Raw genomic sequence first — 17,539 nt, 5'->3', positions numbered from 1 at the left:
TTCCTTCATCATTAACCGACGCTGTGCTCAAGGCTAATCGCCAGCAGTTTTTGCGCTTCAACGGCGAACTCCAGCGGCAGTTCCGAGAAAACGTCTTTACAGAAACCGTTGACGATCATCGAAATAGCGTCTTCTTCGCTGATACCGCGTTGCAAACAATAGAAAAGCTGATCTTCACCGATGCGTGATGTTGTCGCCTCGTGCTCCAGCTGCGCGCTGTTATTGCGGCATTCAACATACGGGAACGTATGTGCGCCGCAGTCCGCGCCAATCAACATGGAGTCGCATTGGGTGAAATTTCGGGCGTTGGTCGCCGTCGGCATAATTTTTACCAGCCCACGGTAGCTGTTCTGGCTGTGGCCGGCGGAAATGCCTTTTGAGATAATGGTTGAGCGCGTGTTTTTACCGATATGGATCATTTTGGTGCCGGTGTCAGCCTGCTGATGTCCACTGGTCAGCGCAACGGAATAGAACTCGCCGATAGAATTATCACCGCGCAGAATGCAGCTCGGGTATTTCCAGGTAATCGCCGAACCGGTTTCCGACTGGGTCCACGACATCTTGCTGTTTTCCCCTTCGCACAACGCCCGCTTGGTCACAAAGTTCAAAATGCCGCCCGTGTTGTTGTCGCCCGGGAACCAGTTTTGTACGGTGGAATATTTTACTTCAGCATCTTTATGGATGATGACTTCCACTACCGCGGCGTGTAGCTGATAACTGTCGCGTACGGGCGCGGAGCAGCCTTCGATATAACTCACATAGCTGCCTTCATCCGCCACCAGAATCGTGCGCTCAAACTGACCGGTTTTCTCAGCGTTAATGCGAAAATAGGTGGATAACTCCATTGGGCAACGCACGCCTTTGGGAACATAGATAAATGTCCCATCGGAAGCGACTGCCGCATTCAGCGCGGCAAAAAAGTTATCGTTCCCCGGCACGACGGTGCCAAGATATTTCCTGACCAGGTCAGGGTGATCGTGTATCGCTTCGCCAAAAGAACAGAAAATAATGCCCTGTTCCGCCAGTTTTTCACGGTATGTGGTCGCTACGGAGACCGAGTCAAAAATCGCATCGACGGCGACCTCTTTCCCTTCGCGAACCGGAACGCCAAGTTGCTCGAAGGCGTCTTCAACCTCTTTACTCAAAAAGGTATTCGCGCCCGTTTGCTGTACGGCTCCCGGCTGGGAAACGCAGCTATCGTCGCAGTTTCCGCATGATGGCGCAGAGTAATAGCTGTAGTCCTGATAGTTCAGTTTATCGTAGTGCGCCTTCAGCCAGTGCGGTTCATCCATGTCCAGCCAGGCTCTATAAGCATTGAGACGAAATTCCAGCATCCACTCAGGTTCGTTACGCTTTGCGGAAATCGCGCGCACCACCTCTTCGCTGATGCCTTTTGCCAGTTCATCAGTGGGTAATTGCGTGAAAAATCCTTCTTTGTAATTAAGGCGTCCGCCTGTCCAGATGCCGACCTCTTCCGTTGCTTCAGTATTACGAGACATAGTACCGCCTATACCCCAAAACTTTCGCCGCAGCCGCATTCATTCTGGGCTTTGGGGTTATGAAATTTAAATAACTGGTTCAGCCCTTCCTGTACGTAATCCACTTCTGTTCCGTCAATAAAAGGCATCGCCTGTAACGGTGCGAAAAGCTTTGCGCCTTCGGCTTCAAAAACCAGATCGTCTTTATCCGGCTCCCGAACGGTATCCAGAACATAGCCGAATCCGGCACATCCCGTCTGTTTTACGCTTAACCGCACGCCCAACATGCCCGGCTGCTTTGCTGCCAGTTCACGTATGTGCGCTGCCGCCGCTGGCGTTAGCGTCAGCCCTTGCCAGGGGAAGTCCTCCGGGTTAAACGTGTCTGAATGCAATTCCATAGAGTTACCTCGCGTTCTAAATCACCAGGATATAACAGCATGTTAGTGATAATGATTATCACTTCAACCCCTTAACCGCAGGGGCTTTCCAACAAATGGTTATATTGAGCGCCTTTTATTAAGCATAGACCCTGTCCGTCAGGTCATACGACAGACAAAAAATCGCTTAACTTTTTGATAAGTAATGATTTATAAGATATTAACCGTTCTGGCAGGTCAAAAACGAAAAGATGTATAGAAAATGACTATTTAATTAATAGGCTGTCGACATTGCCGGGTGGCGAGGTCAGAACCCCATTTTTTGTATGGATACCTGGCGTTGCGCTCTTTATAATCCGCTGCGGTTCTATAACTCAGTTTGAGCTATAGGTTTATGTAAACTCTTTCCGGCATTTCAGGTGCTGAATGAGGCAAGAGGCTTAAAATATGGTTGTTACGCTCGCGTATATCGCACTTTTTTTGGTTTTCTCGTGGGTCATCTTAAGAATTAATCAAAAAAGCGATTCCCTGTCGAAAAGCGTTTTTATCGCTATCTTTTTAGGAGCTGTTATTGGTTTATCCCTGCATTTTATTTCAGCAAATCACACTAAAACCATTATCGAATGGTACAGCATCGTCGGCAATGGTTACGTCCACCTGTTAAAACTGGTCGCTATACCGCTAATTTTTATTTCTATTCTTTCCGCCATCAATAAACTGGAAAATAGCGCCGGCATCGGAAAAATGTCGCTGACGATCGTCGGATGCATGTTATGCCTGGTGATGGCTGCCGGTTTTATCGGATTACTGACCGCTCATATACTGGGGCTTGACGCCAGCGCTTTTATGCACATGCCGTCAATGTTAACTACGGAAGAAGTCAATAAGACTGCCGCGGTGTCGATTCCCCAGTTAGTGACATCGCTGATCCCGACTAATATTTTTCTTGATCTTACGGGAGCCAGAAGTGTTTCCGTCATCGGCATCGTTATCTTCACGCTAATAGCGGGGATCGCCCTGTTAAAAGTCAAAAAGGAGGCACCGGCAGAAGGTCAGAAATTAAGCGCAGGCATTAACGCTATTCAGATCTGGGTCATGAAGATGGTACGTATCGTTATTGCATTAACACCCTATGGCGTCATGGCATTAATGACTACCGTCTTTTCATCATACCACCTTGAACAATTCGCCAGCTTACTTGGTTTTATCGGCGCCTGTTATATCGCGATTTTCATGATGTTTATCGTGCATGCCATCTTGCTGGTCCTCAGCGGTAATAATCCAGCGCGTTATTTCAGAATGGTCTGGCCCGTCTTAACCTTTGCGTTTGTTTCCCGCAGCAGCGCAGCCTCTATTCCGCTGGCCATTTCCGCCCAGGAAAAATTTGGCGTACAAAGCACCATTGCCAATATTTCCGCCTCGTTTGGCTCCAGTATGGGGCAAAATGGCTGCGCCGGGATTTATCCGGCTATTATGGTAGCGATGATTGCGCCCACCATCGGCATTGATCCGCTCTCGCTGCATTTTCTGGCCGCGATGTTGCCTGCCATTGCGCTAGGGTCTATTGGCGTGGCCGGCGTCGGCGGCGGTGGTACGTTCGCGGCGCTGATTGTCCTGTCGACGTTGAATTTTCCCGTTGCGCTGGTCGGTATTTTTATTGCCATCGAACCTATCGTTGATATGGCCCGCACGGCACTGAACGTTAACGGATCGATGATGTCAGGTGTGCTGGCCAACCGTATTTTGAATAATCATACGGCTGACGACATGCCGGCGGTTATTGACAGACCTTAGTTTTTTACGCGCCCGGAAAAGAAAAACCCTTAAGTCTGTTCAATACAGGCTTAAGGGTTCCGGCCCCATCCGGCGCTTATCTCCGGCACTCTTAATGGCTTAGCTCTTGAAGGGGCATAAGAATAATCTCATAAAGAGCGCGCGCCTTTTTAGCACAAATGGCGATCTGTATTTTTTTTAAACAAAATCAAGGGGATTATCTATTACCGGGGGACAGTGTCTGGTGAGATTGCCTGGTAACATAGCCGGATGGCGGCTAACGCCTTATCCGGCCTACACAGACTTTATTAATGCACGCCCAACCGCCAGGCGAAATAGATCTCTTCTTTCAGTTCGGTTGCAGAGAGGGTGAGGAGATCGGCAAACTCTAACTCCAGCTGTTTTAAACGCTTCAAATACTGCGCGGGAGAAAGTTCGGTTTTATCACGGCGTAAAAATTCAATCGCCAGTTGGGTTGGGTCTAAATCAGTAGACATATCATCCTCGCTTATGTGTAAACATGCACAGTATATCACCTTTTTCTGCGCACATTTTGACCAAAAGCAATATGCATCACATTTTTATGGTGACAACGTCACACAATCGCCGTAGTAAGACGCGAAGAACAGCACAGACGTCCCTGTTCATCAAAGATCTCTATCTGCCAGACCTGATGGCGAGCCCCGGTATGCAACGCTTTACAGACGCCTCGTACGCGCCCCTGACGCGCCGACCGTACATGGTTGGCATTCACCTCCAGCCCCACCACCTTTTGCTCCCCCTGCGTACACAGATAGCCTGCGACCGAGCCGATACTTTCCGCCAGCACCACAGACGCGCCGCCATGCAGCAAGCCGAACGGCTGTTTGGTGCGATGATCGACGGGCATTGTCGCTTCCAGCGTATCGTCCCCAATATGCTCAAAGCGGATATCAAGCAGGCCAACCATATTCCCTTCCCCCATCGCATTAAGCGCATCGAGGGTCACTTCACGTTTCCAGATCAACCTATAATCTCCAATAATGCCTGCAACGGGTGACGCACGCCCGTACCTTCAATGCGTTTGACCTGGCTTCGGCAGGAATAGCCGGTTGCCAGGCAACGGTTTCGCGGTAGACGTTGCATCGCCTGATGCCAGGATAGCTCATAAATTCCCAGCGAATTTTTATGATTGGTTACTTCATGTCCATAAGTGCCCGCCATACCACAGCAGCCTACGCTGACATTTTCCAGCTTCGCGCCAAAATGGGCAAAGATGGCGGCCCACTGAGCAGGCGTGCCGGGTAAAGCCGTGACTTCCGTACAATGACCAAAAAAGTACCACGGTTCGCCGCTCACCTCGACGGACAGTCTTGCATTTATTTCCTGCGCCAGCCATTCATTCACCAGCAACACATGAAAATCGCCGCGCTGTTCGCCCAGCGCCAGTTTGTATTCGTCGCGATAACACAGAACCAGCGCCGGATCGACGCCCACCATCGGCATCCCCAACGCGGCGATCCGATTAAGGAACTCAGAGGTTTTTTTCGCCGTTTTCGCAAAGCGATTAAGAAAACCTTTAATATGCTGCGCCTTACCATTCGGCGAGAACGGTAACAATACCGGCCTCCTGCCCAGTTTTTCCGCCAGGCGGATAAAGTCCGCCACGACCCGAGCGTCGTAGTAGCTGGTAAACGGGTCCTGAACCACCAGTACCGTTTTCGCTTTTTGCTCGGCGCTCATGCGCTCCAGTTGCTCAAGCGTCATATTGGCAGACGGATGGCCCACCAGTTGCTGTTGCAATGAAGGGGCAGAAAGCAGAGGTAAATCCACCATACCGATATGTTTTTTCGCCAGATTACGAACCACCGGTTGGTTAATAAAAAAGTTAAAGGTCTTTGGCGCACGCGCCATCAGCGGCGCGTAGGTCTCGACCGTCGCCACCAGATGATCGCGTACCGGACGCAGATAACGCGTATGGTAAAGCTGTAAGAAACGTGAACGAAACTCCGGAACATCGATTTTAATCGGACACTGGGTCGTACAGGCTTTACATGCCAGACAGCCGGACATGGCCTCTTTAACTTCATGGGAAAAGTCATACTCGCCTTTGCGTTTGTGCCAACTATTCCGGGTGCGGGCAATCAGCGTGCGTAAGCTGGCGCGTTTTTCTGGCAACTCCTTTTCCAGTTTCAACGGATCGACGCCGCGATCGGCCAATAGTCGGAGCCATTCCCGCACCAGCGTCGCCCGCCCTTTCGGCGAGTGGATCCGGTTAAGGCTAATTTTCATCGACGGGCACATCGGGCTTTTCGCATCGAAATTAAAGCACAGGCCGTTACCATTACACTCCATAGCGCCGCGCCAGGTCTGCCGTACCGCCAGCGGGATTTGCCGATCCCAGGTGCCGCGTTTTACCGCATCCACCTTCATCATCGGCGCCTCTATCCCCTGCGGCGGACAGATTTTACCCGGGTTAAGTCGATTATGCGGATCAAAAGCCGCTTTTATTTTGCGCAGCTCGCCATACAGGACTTCGCCGAAAAAGGCCGGGCTGTATTCCGCACGGAAGCCTTTTCCATGCTCGCCCCACAACAGCCCGCCATATCTGGCGGTCAGCGCGACGACCTCATCGGAGATCTGTTTCATCAGCAGTTCCTGCTGCGGATCGCACATATCCAGCGCCGGACGCACATGCAGCACCCCGGCATCCACGTGACCGAACATGCCGTAACTTAAGCCATGACCATCCAGCAGGGCGCGAAATTCGGCGATGTAATCGGCCAGATGTTCAGGCGGCACGCAGGTATCTTCCGCAAAAGGAATCGGTTTGGCAGCGCCTTTCGCATTACCCAGCAGCCCTACCGCTTTTTTACGCATCGCGTAAATACGCTCAATACCCGTCAAATCGGTACAAAGTTGCCAGCCGATCACGCCCGCTTCCGCTCGCGCCATCAGGCCATCCAGCCGGTGGCACAGCGCCTCGACCTGGCCGTCAATAAGCGCTTCATCGTCACCCGCGAATTCCACGATATTCAGGCCAAGCATCTCTTTATCCGGCACATCGGTAATCAATTCGCTAACGGAGTGCCAGACAATATCTTCCCGCGCGAGGTTAAGGACTTTGGAATCGACTGTCTCGACGGATAAGGCGCGCGCGTCAACCATAAAAGGGGCGTTACGCAGCGCGGAATCAAAGGAGTCGTATTTTACATTCACCAGACGGCGGACTTTGGGTATCGGGGTAATATCCAGCCGGGCTTCAGTAATAAACGCCAGCGTCCCTTCCGACCCCGTTAAGATGCGGGTGAGATCGAAGCGGGTCATGTCATCGTTAAAAACGTGGCGTAAATCGTAGCCTGTCAGGAAGCGATTGAGCTTTGGAAAGCTATCGAGGATAAGTTGACGGTTTTCCAGGCTGGACTGATAGACGGTCTGATAGATGCGGCCTGGCGTCGTTGTGTTTTCACCCAGCGTCCGGGCAAGCTCTACGGGCATCGATTGCGTGTCAAGGATATCGCCCCCCAACAATACGGCCCGTATGCCTAAGACGTGATCTGACGTTTTCCCATAGACCAGCGAACCCTGACCAGAGGCATCGGTATTAATCATACCGCCAAGCGTGGCGCGATTACTGGTGGAAAGTTCCGGCGCAAAAAAATAGCCATACGGCTTTAGCGCTTGATTAAGCTGATCTTTTATCACTCCCGCCTCTACCCGCACCCACCCCTCTTCAGGATTAATTTCAATAATGCGGTTCATATAGCGGGACATATCAACAATAATGCCCTGGTTTAGCGCCTGGCCATTCGTGCCAGTACCGCCGCCTCGCGGGGTAAATATCAGCGACGTAAAGCGCGGCTCCGCCGCCAGACGGGCAAGAAGCGCGACATCCGCCGTAGAACGAGGAAACACAACAGCATCGGGAAGAAGCTGGTAGATACTGTTATCGGTCGACATTGTCAGACGGTCGGCATAGCTGGTTGCCGTATCGCCCGTAAACCCTTGCTGCTCCAGCGCCTGCAAAAAATTGAGCACCAGCTGAACGACGCCGGGTGCCTGAGAAATTTGTGGAATCATTATATTGACCCTTTCCTGCGGTCTATGTTGTGAACGGTGGCGCCCAACCCGGCGAGCGCGTGCGGTCTACGCACAGGAAGGGATGCTTAATCGTTTGCGTGTTGCGTTATTTGTTGTATCACATTTTTTTCCTGTGCGCCCAACAGAATTACATGCAGAATCGGTCTGTTAAAAACCGCTGAAATTGCTCATCATTATAGGGTGTGGTTTGCATGTTCACGTCGCGCCAACGTTCTGGCGCAAAGACAAAGGTGAAAAGTATTTATGGTAAATGTTCGTCAGCCCAGGGATATTGCGCAAGTGCTGCTATCGGTGCTGTTTTTAGCCATCATGATTGTGGCCTGTTTGTGGATAGTACAGCCTTTTATTTTGGGGTTTGCATGGGCAGGTACGATAGTTATCGCGACCTGGCCCGTTTTGCTGAAATTACAAAAAATATTGTGGGGTCGCCGCTCGCTTGCCGTACTGGTCATGACGCTGCTGTTAGTGCTGCTCTTCGTTATTCCCGTCGCCTTGCTGGTGAACAGCATTGTCGACGGTAGCGGCCCGCTCATCCATGCAGTGACTGGCGGCGATATGACGCTACCCGATCTGGCATGGTTAAATAATATTCCGTTAGTTGGTGCCAAACTGTATGCCGGATGGCATAGCCTGCTGGATATGGGCGGTAGCGCTATTATGGCGAAAGTGCGACCTTATATCGGCACAACCACGACCTGGTTTGTCGGTCAGGCGGCGCATATCGGACGCTTTATGATGCACTGCGCCCTGATGCTGTTGTTTAGCGCCCTGCTTTACTGGCGCGGCGAACAAGTGGCGATGGGAATACGCCATTTTGCCTGTCGTCTCGCGGCTAAACGCGGCGATGCGGCGGTTCTGCTGGCTGCCCAGGCGATCCGCGCCGTGGCGCTTGGCGTGGTGGTCACCGCGCTGGTACAGGCGGTACTTGGCGGCGTCGGGCTGGCGATTTCCGGCGTGCCTTACGCTACCCTATTGACGGTAGTGATGATCCTTTCGTGTCTGGTTCAGTTGGGGCCGTTGCCGGTATTGATTCCAGCCATTATCTGGCTTTACTGGACAGGCGACACCACCTGGGGCACCGTGCTGCTGGTTTGGAGCGCCGTCGTCGGCACGCTGGATAACGTGATTCGCCCGGTACTCATCCGCATGGGCGCCGATTTACCGCTGCTTCTGATCCTTTCCGGGGTAATCGGCGGCCTGATTGCATTCGGTATGATTGGTCTGTTTATTGGACCGGTACTTCTGGCCGTGACCTGGCGTTTGTTCTCCGCATGGGTACATGAAGTTCCGGCGCCGACGAATGAACCAGAGGAGATCCTTGAAGAGCTGGATGACATCGAGGAAGCCAACAAGCAGTCATAATTCCGTGGGCGGCATTGCCGCCCGATGCTTTAGCGACGTTTATCAATTCAACGCACTCCCCATTTTGATTCGCCCGTCTGTTCCCCGCCGCATCTCATTTCTGTCGCAAATTCGTTACAGTTTTTAAACTATTGAGACGAATCTGATCGACGCAAAAAGTGCTCATGCCTACTATTAGCTCACGGTTATAAATCAACACATTGATTTATAAGCATGGAAATCCCCTGAGTGAAACAACGAATTGCTGTGTGTAGTCTTTGCCCGTCTCCTACGATGGGCTTTTTTTTTAACTTTTTTCGCCGCATTGTTACATAAGCCAGCTCCCGTTTTCCTTCAACACTGCGATATCTGCAACGAACAAATAATATTGCACAAAATAGTGTGATTCTGTTCAAGTCGAAACGGTGTCGGTGGTGCTATTTATAGCATCACTTTTTTCATATAAAAGCCTAAAAAATGATGAACGCGTTAGAACTACAAGCACTACGGCGTATTTTTGATATGACGATTGAAGAATGCACAATCTATATCACCCAGGATAATAATTCGACAACCTGGCAACGATGGGAAGCTGGCGACACTCCCATCTCTCCAGAAATCATTGCCAGGCTAAAGGAAATGAAAGCCAAGAGACAGCGACGAATTAACGCCATTGTGGACAAAATAAATAACCGCATCGGTAATAATACAATGCGTTACTTCCCTGATTTATCTTCTTTTCAGTCCATTTATACAGAGGGTGATTTTATCGAGTGGAAAATTTATCAATCTGTTGCTGCCGAACTTTTCGCACATGATCTGGAGCGGCTGTGTTAGACGTAAAATTTATCGCCGCATCGTATTGATACCGGATAGAAAACCACACAATCACGACATTGACTTGTCACCCTATCCAATATGCTTCCTGCCTGTGTATACCACTGTAACGTTCAGGCGGCATCTCTGAGTCAGATAATATGAAAAATCGTTATTTCCCTACCGCTGTAGGGTTGTATTTTAATTACTTTGTACATGGCATGGGGGTTATCCTGATGAGCCTGAACATGTCATCGCTTGAACAGCAATGGCATACCAGTGCCGCTGGCGTATCTATTGTGATCTCTTCGCTTGGTATTGGCCGGTTAAGCGTTTTGTTAATCGCCGGTATGCTTTCCGATCGCTTTGGTCGCCGTCCTTTTATCATTCTGGGGACCGCCTGTTACCTGATTTTTTTCATTGGCATTCTTTATGCTCAGACGATCTTTGTCGCTTATGCCTGTGGCTTTTTAGCGGGTATGGCCAACAGTTTTTTGGATGCGGGTACCTATCCCAGTTTGATGGAAGCCTTCCCTCGCTCCCCCAGTACGGCAAATATTCTGATCAAAGCATTTGTCTCTGGCGGGCAATTCTTGTTGCCCATTATTATCAGTTTATTAGTCTGGGCTAATATGTGGTTTGGCTGGTCCTTTCTGCTTGCCGGGGCGATCATGCTTATTAATGCTCTGTTTTTATTACGCTGCCCTTTTCCACCCTATCCTGGTCGAATAGTAAAGCCTAAAATCTCGCAAACGCCTGTCGCAGGCGTACATCATTGCTCCCTCATCGATCTTATCAGCTATACCCTTTATGGCTACATCTCGATGGCAACCTTTTATCTTATCAGCCAGTGGCTGGCGCAGTATGGACAATTCGTCGCAGGAATGTCGTATACCCAATCCATCAAATTGTTAAGTATTTATACCTGCGGCTCGCTACTGTGCGTTTTTATTACCGCCCCGCTGGTCAGAAAAACAATTCGCTCTACCACGTTATTGATGTTTTATACCTTTATCTCTTTTATTGCGCTTCTGACGGTCTGTCTGCATCCTCAGGTCTATGTTGTTATGATCTTCGCATTCGTCATTGGATTCTCTTCCGCCGGCGGCGTAGTACAAATCGGCCTGACGCTGATGGCGGCCCGTTTTCCACAGGAGAAAGGTAAAGCGACCGGCATTTATTACAGCGCCGGCAGTATCGCGACGTTCACTATTCCGTTGATCACGGCGCGGATTTCAGAACTGAGCATTGCACATATTATGTGGTTTGATGCCGGTATCGCCGCTGCGGGATTTCTCCTCGCACTGTTCATCGGTTACCGAAGTCGGGCTGAATCACAACATCACGCTGAAGCAGCGTCAACTGCACAATAAATGTTAGCATGCCAGTTGCAATATTATTGCCTTGCTATGCAAAATAAAACGTTAGCCATTATCACCGGGAAACAAAAAATGTAATTTTCGTGTTAATTATTATTCATTATCTTCACACTTATCAGAAAAATTGCGATGAGCATCACGAGTTATAGGTGTTAAACAACAACTCTGCAGCAATCTTTATATTTCCTGGCTAACAAATGAAATGCTATCAATGCAATAAACCTGGCATTTTAAACGCCATGTTATGTACATATAACGACAGTACCGACTTATAGTGTTACTGAAAAATCGCTGCATGTAGTAATAGCAGTAATAAGCAGAACATTGAATCAAACCATCAGCAAGGAGCTGTGAACAAATGTCTCAGAACAAGGCTCGCAACATGCCATATTTGCTGGCTGTTATCTGCATTTATTTTAGTTACTTTCTCCACGGCATGAGTGTTATTACACTAGCCCAGAACATGACCTCCCTTGCACAGAAATTCTCCACGGATAGTGCCGGTATCGCCTATTTAATCTCTGGCATTGGTCTTGGCCGTCTGGTCAGTATTTTATTCTTTGGCGTGCTGTCCGATAAATTTGGCCGTCGGGCAATAATACTGCTTGGCGCCGTACTATATATGCTGTTTTTCTTTGGTATTCCCGCCAGTCCTAACCTGATGATCGCTTTCATATTAGCGGTGTGTGTCGGCGTGGCGAACTCCGCGCTGGATACCGGCGGATACCCTGCATTAATGGAGTGTTTTCCCAAAGCATCGGGCTCGGCAGTTATTCTGGTTAAAGCGATGGTCTCTTTTGGGCAAATGATTTATCCCCTTATTGTCAGCGCCTTGTTAGTCAACCATATCTGGTACGGCTACGCGGTGGTAATCCCCGGTATCCTTTTCGTCCTCATCACGTTGATGCTGTTGAAAAGCCGCTTTCCCAGCCAACTTGTCGATGCCAGTATTGCGAAAGAATTACCCCAGATGAACAGTACTCCCCTCGTCTGGCTGGAAGGCGTAGCTTCCGTTTTATTTGGCGTCGCCGCGTTCTCAACCTTCTATGTGATTGTGGTCTGGATGCCTAAATATGCGATGGCCTTCGCCGGAATGGCGGAATCCGACGCGCTGAAAACCATCTCTTATTACAGTATGGGATCGTTGGTTTGCGTGTTTATTTTTGCCGCATTGCTGAAAAAAATGGTTCGCCCCATCTGGGCCAATGTTTTCAATGCCGGGCTGGCGACACTCACCGCTGCGGCAATTTACCTGTATCCCTCTCCACTGATCTGTAATGCTGGCGCCTTCGTGATTGGTTTTTCCGCTGCTGGAGGTATTTTACAATTAGGCGTATCGGTAATGTCGGAATTTTTCCCTAAGAGTAAAGCTAAAGTCACCAGTATATATATGATGATGGGGGGAGTAGCTAACTTTATTATTCCACTGATCACCGGTTATCTCTCTACTATTGGCCTGCAATATATCATTTTGTTAGATTTTGCCTTTGCACTACTGACATTTATCACCGCTATTATTGTATTTGTTCGCTATTATCGCGTATTTAAGATCCCGCAAAACGATGTCCGATTTGGCGAACATTATTTCCAGTAAAAATGTTAACTATGCGCAACAGGCATGCGCCCTGCTCTGCACTGTCCACTTATGAAGGAGTATGAAATGGATGTTACCGCAAAATATGAATTAATTGGTCTTATGGCGTATCCTATTCGTCATAGCTTATCGCCCGAAATGCAAAACAAAGCGTTAGAAAAAGCGGGGCTACCCTATACCTATATGGCTTTCGAAGTTGATAACACGACGTTTGCCAGCGCCATTGAAGGACTGAAAGCATTAAAAATGCGCGGTACGGGCGTCTCCATGCCAAACAAACAGCTCGCATGTGAGTATGTCGATGAATTAACACCAGCAGCAAAACTGGTTGGCGCTATCAACACCATTGTTAACGATGACGGCTATCTACGCGGCTACAATACGGATGGTACGGGCCATATTCGGGCAATTAAAGAAAGCGGTTTCGATATTCGAGGAAAAACCATGGTGCTGCTCGGCGCGGGAGGCGCGGCTACCGCCATTGGCGCCCAGGCAGCCATTGAAGGCATTAAGGAAATTAAACTGTTTAACCGTAAAGATGACTTTTTCGAAAAAGCGGTTGCCTTTGCGAAGCGGGTGAATGAAAACACCGATTGCGTCGTTACCGTCACCGATCTTGCCGATCAGCACGCTTTTACTGAAGCGCTTGCCAGCGCAGATATTCTGACGAACGGCACCAAAGTTGGCATGAAACCATTGGAGAACGAATCCCTGATCGGCGATGTTTCCCTGCTCCGCCCTGAATTGCTGGTCACCGAATGTGTTTATAATCCGCATATGACAAAGTTATTGCAACAGGCGCAACAAGCTGGTTGCAAAACAATTGATGGTTACGGCATGTTGTTATGGCAAGGAGCCGAACAGTTTGAACTGTGGACAGGAAAAGCATTTCCATTGGACTATGTGAAGCAGGTGATGGGATTCACAGCCTGACCGGTAAAATTATAATTGCGACGAATGACAATGAAGGGTACCAAATGAAAACCGTAACTGTAAGAGATCTCGTGGTTGGCGAAGGCGCGCCAAAGATCATTGTGTCGCTAATGGGAAAAACCATTACCGATGTGAAATCGGAAGCACTCGCCTACCGTGAAGCGGATTTCGATATTCTGGAGTGGCGCGTTGACCATTTTGCCAACGTGACGACGACGGAAAGCGTACTTGAGGCCGCCAGTGCCATCCGGGAGATTATTACCGATAAGCCCTTGCTATTTACCTTCCGCAGCGCGAAAGAAGGCGGCGAACAGGCGCTAACCACCGGACAGTATATCGCTCTGAATCGTGCAGCAGTTGACAGCGGTCTGGTCGATATGATCGATCTTGAGCTTTTTACCGGCGACGATGAGGTGAAAGCCACCGTCGGCTATGCTCATCAACACAACGTTGCGGTGATCATGTCTAACCATGATTTTCATAAAACGCCCGCTGCGAAAGAGATTGTTCAGCGTCTGCGTAAAATGCAGGAACTGGGCGCCGATATTCCGAAGATCGCCGTCATGCCGCAGACTAAAGCCGATGTCCTGACCTTACTTACCGCCACTGTAGAAATGCAGGAGCGCTATGCGGATCGTCCGATTATTACCATGTCGATGTCGAAAACCGGGGTAATATCTCGTCTTGCCGGCGAAGTGTTCGGTTCTGCAGCAACGTTTGGCGCGGTGAAAAAAGCATCTGCGCCGGGACAAATATCGGTAGCCGATCTGCGTACCGTATTAACCATATTGCACCAGGCGTAATACTTTATCGTGTGGCGGAATATTCTCTTTCTGCCACAATAAAATAAATAGTTATCTGACATGAATATGTTCCATATTCATTGAAAGCCGCTGTCTTTATTACCTTAACACGGTTATATCGATATTGCTTTCAGGGATAATAGTGGAGTAAATATGAAAATCAATAAGCCATCACGCATTAATGGCCGCGTTCCCGTGCTCTCTGCACAAGAAGCAGTAAATTATATTCCAGACGAGGCCACTTTATGTATTCTGGGCGCAGGCGGCGGCATTCTCGAAGCGACAACATTAATTACCGCACTGGCAGATAAATATCAAAAAACCCAGTCACCACGAGATTTATCTATTATTAGCCCTACCGGATTAGGTGACCGCGCCGATCGCGGCATCAGCCCGCTGGCGCAGGAGGGGCTGGTAAAATGGGCGCTATGCGGACATTGGGGGCAGTCTCCCCGTATTTCTGAACTGGCTGAACAAAATAAAATCGCCGCCTATAACTACCCGCAAGGCGTATTAACCCAGACGCTGCGCGCCAGCGCCGCACACCAGCCTGGTATTCTGAGCGATATTGGCATTGGTACCTTTGTCGACCCTCGCCAACAGGGCGGAAAATTAAACGACGTGACTAAAGAAGATCTCATTAAGCTGGTAGAGATCGATAATAAAGAATATCTCTATTATAAAGCGATAGCGCCTAATGTGGCTTTTATCCGCGCCACTACCTGCGACAGCGAAGGCTATGCATCATTTGAAGATGAGGTGATGTATCTTGATGCGCTGGTGATCGCCCAGGCCGTTCACAATAATGGCGGTATTGTAATGATGCAGGTGCAGAAAATGGTAAAAAAAGCCACGCTGCATCCAAAATCCGTGCGTATTCCCGGCTATCTGGTGGATATTGTGGTCGTCGATGCCGACCAGACGCAACTGTATGGCGGCGCGCCGGTGAACCGATTTATCTCCGGGGATTTTACTCTTGATGATAGTACCCAGCTTACCCTGCCCCTTAATCAGCGCAAACTGGTAGCCCGACGCGCGCTGTTTGAAATGCGTAAAGGCGCGGTAGGCAATGTGGGCGTAGGCATTGCCGACGGTATTGGTCTGGTCGCTCGCGAGGAAGGCTGCGCCGATGACTTCGTGCTGACCGTGGAAACCGGCCCGGTGGGCGGTATTACCTCTCAGGGCGTGGCCTTCGGCGCCAATGTCAATACCCGCGCGATCCTCGATATGACCTCACAATTTGATTTTTATCACGGCGGCGGGCTCGATGTCTGCTATTTAAGTTTTGCCGAAGTGGATCAACACGGTAATGTCGGTGTACATAAATTCAACGGCAAAATTATGGGCACCGGCGGGTTTATCGATATTAGCGCAACGTCGCAAAAAATTATTTTCTGCGGAACTCTGACGGCCGGAAGTTTAAAAACTGAAATTACCGATGGCAAATTAAATATTCTGCAGGAAGGTCGCGTGAAAAAATTCGTCAGCGAACTGCCAGAAATTACGTTCAGTGGAAAAATTGCGCTTGAGCGAGGGTTAGACGTGCGTTACATCACTGAACGTGCGGTTTTCACTCTCAAACAAGATGGCCTGCATTTAATTGAAATTGCGCCTGGCGTCGATCTGCAACGGGATATTCTTGACAAGATGGATTTTTCACCGGTTATCTCACCAGATTTAAAACTGATGGACACAAGATTATTTACCGATGGCACTATGGGATTCACGCTTCCTGACGCAACACATTAAAAGGAGTACAAATATGGATTTTTCATTAACTGAAGAACAAGAACTATTACTGGCCAGTATTCGCGAGTTAATCACCAGCAATTTTCCGGAAGAGTATTTCCGTACCTGCGATCAAACGGGCACCTATCCCAGAGAATTTATGCAGGCGCTGGCGGAAAACGGTATTTCGATGCTGGGCGTTCCGGAAGAATTTGGCGGCATTCCGGCTGACTATGTAACGCAAATGCTGGCGCTGATGGAAATCTCAAAATGCGGCGCTCCGGCCTTTTTGATTACCAACGGCCAATGCATTCACAGTATGCGCCGTTTTGGTTCCGCAGAACAACTGCGTAAAACAGCGGAAAGTACTCTGGCCACCGGCGATCCTGCATATGCGCTAGCCTTAACAGAACCTGGCGCGGGATCTGATAATAATAGCGCCACAACAACCTGGACGCGTAAAAACGGCAAGGTTTATCTTAACGGTCAGAAAACGTTTATCACCGGTGCAAAAGAATATCCTTACATGCTGGTTCTGGCGCGCGATACGGAGCCAAAAGATCCTAAAAAAGCGTTCACGCTTTGGTGGGTGGACTCAAATAAACCGGGCATAAAGATTAATCCGCTGCATAAAATTGGCTGGCACATGTTGAGTACATGCGAAGTTTATCTCGATAATGTCGAGGTGGACGAAAGCGACCGGGTCGGTGAAGAAGGCATGGGTTTCCTCAATGTCATGTACAATTTTGAAATGGAGCGTTTGATTAATGCGGCGCGCAGTACAGGTTTCGCCGAATGCGCGTTTGAAGATGCCGCCCGTTACGCCAACCAGCGTATCGCCTTTGGTAAACCCATCGGCCATAACCAGATGATCCAGGAAAAGCTGGCGTTAATGGCCATCAAAATCGAAAACATGCGCAATATGGTGTTGAAAGTCGCCTGGCAGGCCGATCGGGAAGAGTCACTGCGTACCAGCGCCGCGCTGGCTAAGCTGCACTGCGCACGCACAGCGATGGAAGTGATTGACGATGCGATTCAGATTATGGGTGGGCTTGGCTATACTGACGAAGCCCGTGTCTCCCGCTTCTGGCGCGATGTTCGCTGCGAACGTATCGGTGGCGGCACGGATGAAATTATGATCTATGTGGCAGGACGCCAGATTCTGAAAGACTATCAGAACAAGTAAGGATCGTACCGGAACGTCTTATTCGGCCTGACTGCTTTACGGCATCAGGCC

General features: G+C 49.5%; 14 protein-coding genes and 1 other RNA gene. 10 read left to right on the top strand and 5 right to left on the bottom strand.

Annotated elements, in window-relative coordinates:
- Positions 1-11 precede the first annotated feature (11 nt).
- Together sufB and sufA are read right to left on the bottom strand one after the other, a co-directional pair.
- A complete protein-coding gene (sufB, locus tag ACLD11_RS01820) occupies positions 12-1,499 on the bottom strand; it encodes a Fe-S cluster assembly protein SufB (protein WP_000089383.1) in 1,488 nt (495 codons plus the stop codon).
- An 8-nt stretch (positions 1,500-1,507) separates the two neighbouring features.
- Positions 1,508-1,876 carry a Fe-S cluster assembly scaffold SufA gene (sufA, locus tag ACLD11_RS01815; protein ID WP_000418969.1) on the bottom strand — a complete coding sequence of 123 codons (369 nt, stop codon included), beginning with the start codon at positions 1,874-1,876 and terminating at the stop codon, positions 1,508-1,510.
- 426 nt (positions 1,877-2,302) lie between these two features.
- Here sufA and ACLD11_RS01810 point away from each other — a divergent pair, with 426 nt between their 5' ends.
- Positions 2,303-3,649 carry an L-cystine transporter gene (locus ACLD11_RS01810; protein WP_183059092.1) on the top strand — a complete coding sequence of 449 codons (1,347 nt, stop codon included), beginning with the start codon at positions 2,303-2,305 and terminating at the stop codon, positions 3,647-3,649.
- A gap of 287 nt (positions 3,650-3,936) precedes the next feature.
- Here the strand turns inward: ACLD11_RS01810 and ACLD11_RS01805 are convergent, their stop codons facing one another.
- The 3 genes from ACLD11_RS01805 to ACLD11_RS01795 all read right to left on the bottom strand — a co-directional run bounded on the left by ACLD11_RS01805 (position 3,937) and on the right by ACLD11_RS01795 (position 7,687).
- Positions 3,937-4,125, bottom strand: coding sequence for a YdiH family protein (locus ACLD11_RS01805; protein ID WP_001537749.1), 189 nt, complete (start codon positions 4,123-4,125; stop codon positions 3,937-3,939).
- A 98-nt stretch (positions 4,126-4,223) separates the two neighbouring features.
- Positions 4,224-4,634 carry a 1,4-dihydroxy-2-naphthoyl-CoA hydrolase gene (gene menI / locus ACLD11_RS01800; protein ID WP_000637926.1) on the bottom strand — a complete coding sequence of 137 codons (411 nt, stop codon included), beginning with the start codon at positions 4,632-4,634 and terminating at the stop codon, positions 4,224-4,226.
- Positions 4,631-7,687: an FAD-binding and (Fe-S)-binding domain-containing protein gene (locus tag ACLD11_RS01795; RefSeq protein ID WP_411014463.1), complete on the bottom strand. Its 3,057-nt coding sequence runs from the start codon at positions 7,685-7,687 to the stop codon at positions 4,631-4,633. The genes menI and ACLD11_RS01795 overlap by 4 nt, the downstream gene beginning before the upstream one ends.
- Before the next feature lie 264 nt (positions 7,688-7,951).
- Between ACLD11_RS01795 and ydiK the strand changes: the two genes are divergently transcribed.
- From ydiK to ACLD11_RS01750, 9 genes are all read left to right on the top strand, one after another.
- Complete coding sequence (gene ydiK, locus ACLD11_RS01790; protein WP_000248615.1) at positions 7,952-9,070, top strand: AI-2E family transporter YdiK; 1,119 nt, start codon at positions 7,952-7,954, stop codon at positions 9,068-9,070.
- A gap of 181 nt (positions 9,071-9,251) precedes the next feature.
- Positions 9,252-9,359, top strand: an RNA gene (gene rprA, locus ACLD11_RS01785) — antisense sRNA RprA.
- A gap of 167 nt (positions 9,360-9,526) precedes the next feature.
- Positions 9,527-9,886 (top strand): YdiL family protein, encoded by a 360-nt coding sequence (locus ACLD11_RS01780; RefSeq protein WP_000980457.1) that lies wholly within the window; start codon positions 9,527-9,529, stop codon positions 9,884-9,886.
- Between the two features lie 140 nt (positions 9,887-10,026).
- Entirely contained in the window at positions 10,027-11,238 is a 1,212-nt protein-coding gene (locus tag ACLD11_RS01775) for an MFS transporter (RefSeq protein WP_411011183.1), read from the top strand.
- Positions 11,239-11,602: 364 nt separating this feature from the next.
- Complete coding sequence (locus ACLD11_RS01770; RefSeq protein WP_411014462.1) at positions 11,603-12,838, top strand: MFS transporter; 1,236 nt, start codon at positions 11,603-11,605, stop codon at positions 12,836-12,838.
- 66 nt (positions 12,839-12,904) lie between these two features.
- Positions 12,905-13,771, top strand: a complete 867-nt coding sequence (gene ydiB / locus ACLD11_RS01765) for a quinate/shikimate dehydrogenase (RefSeq protein ID WP_000383488.1) — start codon at positions 12,905-12,907, stop codon at positions 13,769-13,771.
- A gap of 44 nt (positions 13,772-13,815) precedes the next feature.
- Positions 13,816-14,574, top strand: a complete 759-nt coding sequence (gene aroD / locus ACLD11_RS01760; protein ID WP_411014461.1) for a type I 3-dehydroquinate dehydratase — start codon at positions 13,816-13,818, stop codon at positions 14,572-14,574.
- A gap of 153 nt (positions 14,575-14,727) precedes the next feature.
- Positions 14,728-16,323 carry an acyl CoA:acetate/3-ketoacid CoA transferase gene (locus ACLD11_RS01755; protein WP_411014460.1) on the top strand — a complete coding sequence of 532 codons (1,596 nt, stop codon included), beginning with the start codon at positions 14,728-14,730 and terminating at the stop codon, positions 16,321-16,323.
- 13 nt (positions 16,324-16,336) lie between these two features.
- On the top strand, positions 16,337-17,488 hold the full coding sequence (locus ACLD11_RS01750; protein ID WP_411011181.1) for an acyl-CoA dehydrogenase: 1,152 nt from the start codon (positions 16,337-16,339) through the stop codon (positions 17,486-17,488).
- Positions 17,489-17,539: the final 51 nt, after the last annotated feature.

The sequence above is a fragment of the Salmonella sp. 741265116_PST genome (genome assembly GCF_046567715.1).
Classification (GTDB): Bacteria; Pseudomonadota; Gammaproteobacteria; order Enterobacterales; family Enterobacteriaceae; genus Salmonella; species Salmonella enterica.
Note: the sequence above shows the minus strand (reverse complement) of the source record. Positions and strands in the feature narration are given on the sequence as shown.

What these genes read in the sequence shown, in the direction of transcription:
- ydiK (WP_000248615.1), top strand. Translation starts at nt 7,952, where the DNA reads ATGGTAAATGTTCGTCAGCCCAGGGATATTGCGCAAGTGCTGCTATCG.
- ACLD11_RS01755 (WP_411014460.1), top strand. Translation starts at nt 14,728, where the DNA reads ATGAAAATCAATAAGCCATCACGCATTAATGGCCGCGTTCCCGTGCTC.
- ACLD11_RS01770 (WP_411014462.1), top strand. Translation starts at nt 11,603, where the DNA reads ATGTCTCAGAACAAGGCTCGCAACATGCCATATTTGCTGGCTGTTATC.
- ACLD11_RS01795 (WP_411014463.1), bottom strand. Translation starts at nt 7,687, where the DNA reads ATGATTCCACAAATTTCTCAGGCACCCGGCGTCGTTCAGCTGGTGCTC.
- ACLD11_RS01780 (WP_000980457.1), top strand. Translation starts at nt 9,527, where the DNA reads ATGATGAACGCGTTAGAACTACAAGCACTACGGCGTATTTTTGATATG.
- sufB (WP_000089383.1), bottom strand. Translation starts at nt 1,499, where the DNA reads ATGTCTCGTAATACTGAAGCAACGGAAGAGGTCGGCATCTGGACAGGC.
- ACLD11_RS01810 (WP_183059092.1), top strand. Translation starts at nt 2,303, where the DNA reads ATGGTTGTTACGCTCGCGTATATCGCACTTTTTTTGGTTTTCTCGTGG.
- sufA (WP_000418969.1), bottom strand. Translation starts at nt 1,876, where the DNA reads ATGGAATTGCATTCAGACACGTTTAACCCGGAGGACTTCCCCTGGCAA.
- ACLD11_RS01805 (WP_001537749.1), bottom strand. Translation starts at nt 4,125, where the DNA reads ATGTCTACTGATTTAGACCCAACCCAACTGGCGATTGAATTTTTACGC.
- ACLD11_RS01775 (WP_411011183.1), top strand. Translation starts at nt 10,027, where the DNA reads ATGAAAAATCGTTATTTCCCTACCGCTGTAGGGTTGTATTTTAATTAC.
- aroD (WP_411014461.1), top strand. Translation starts at nt 13,816, where the DNA reads ATGAAAACCGTAACTGTAAGAGATCTCGTGGTTGGCGAAGGCGCGCCA.
- ACLD11_RS01750 (WP_411011181.1), top strand. Translation starts at nt 16,337, where the DNA reads ATGGATTTTTCATTAACTGAAGAACAAGAACTATTACTGGCCAGTATT.
- ydiB (WP_000383488.1), top strand. Translation starts at nt 12,905, where the DNA reads ATGGATGTTACCGCAAAATATGAATTAATTGGTCTTATGGCGTATCCT.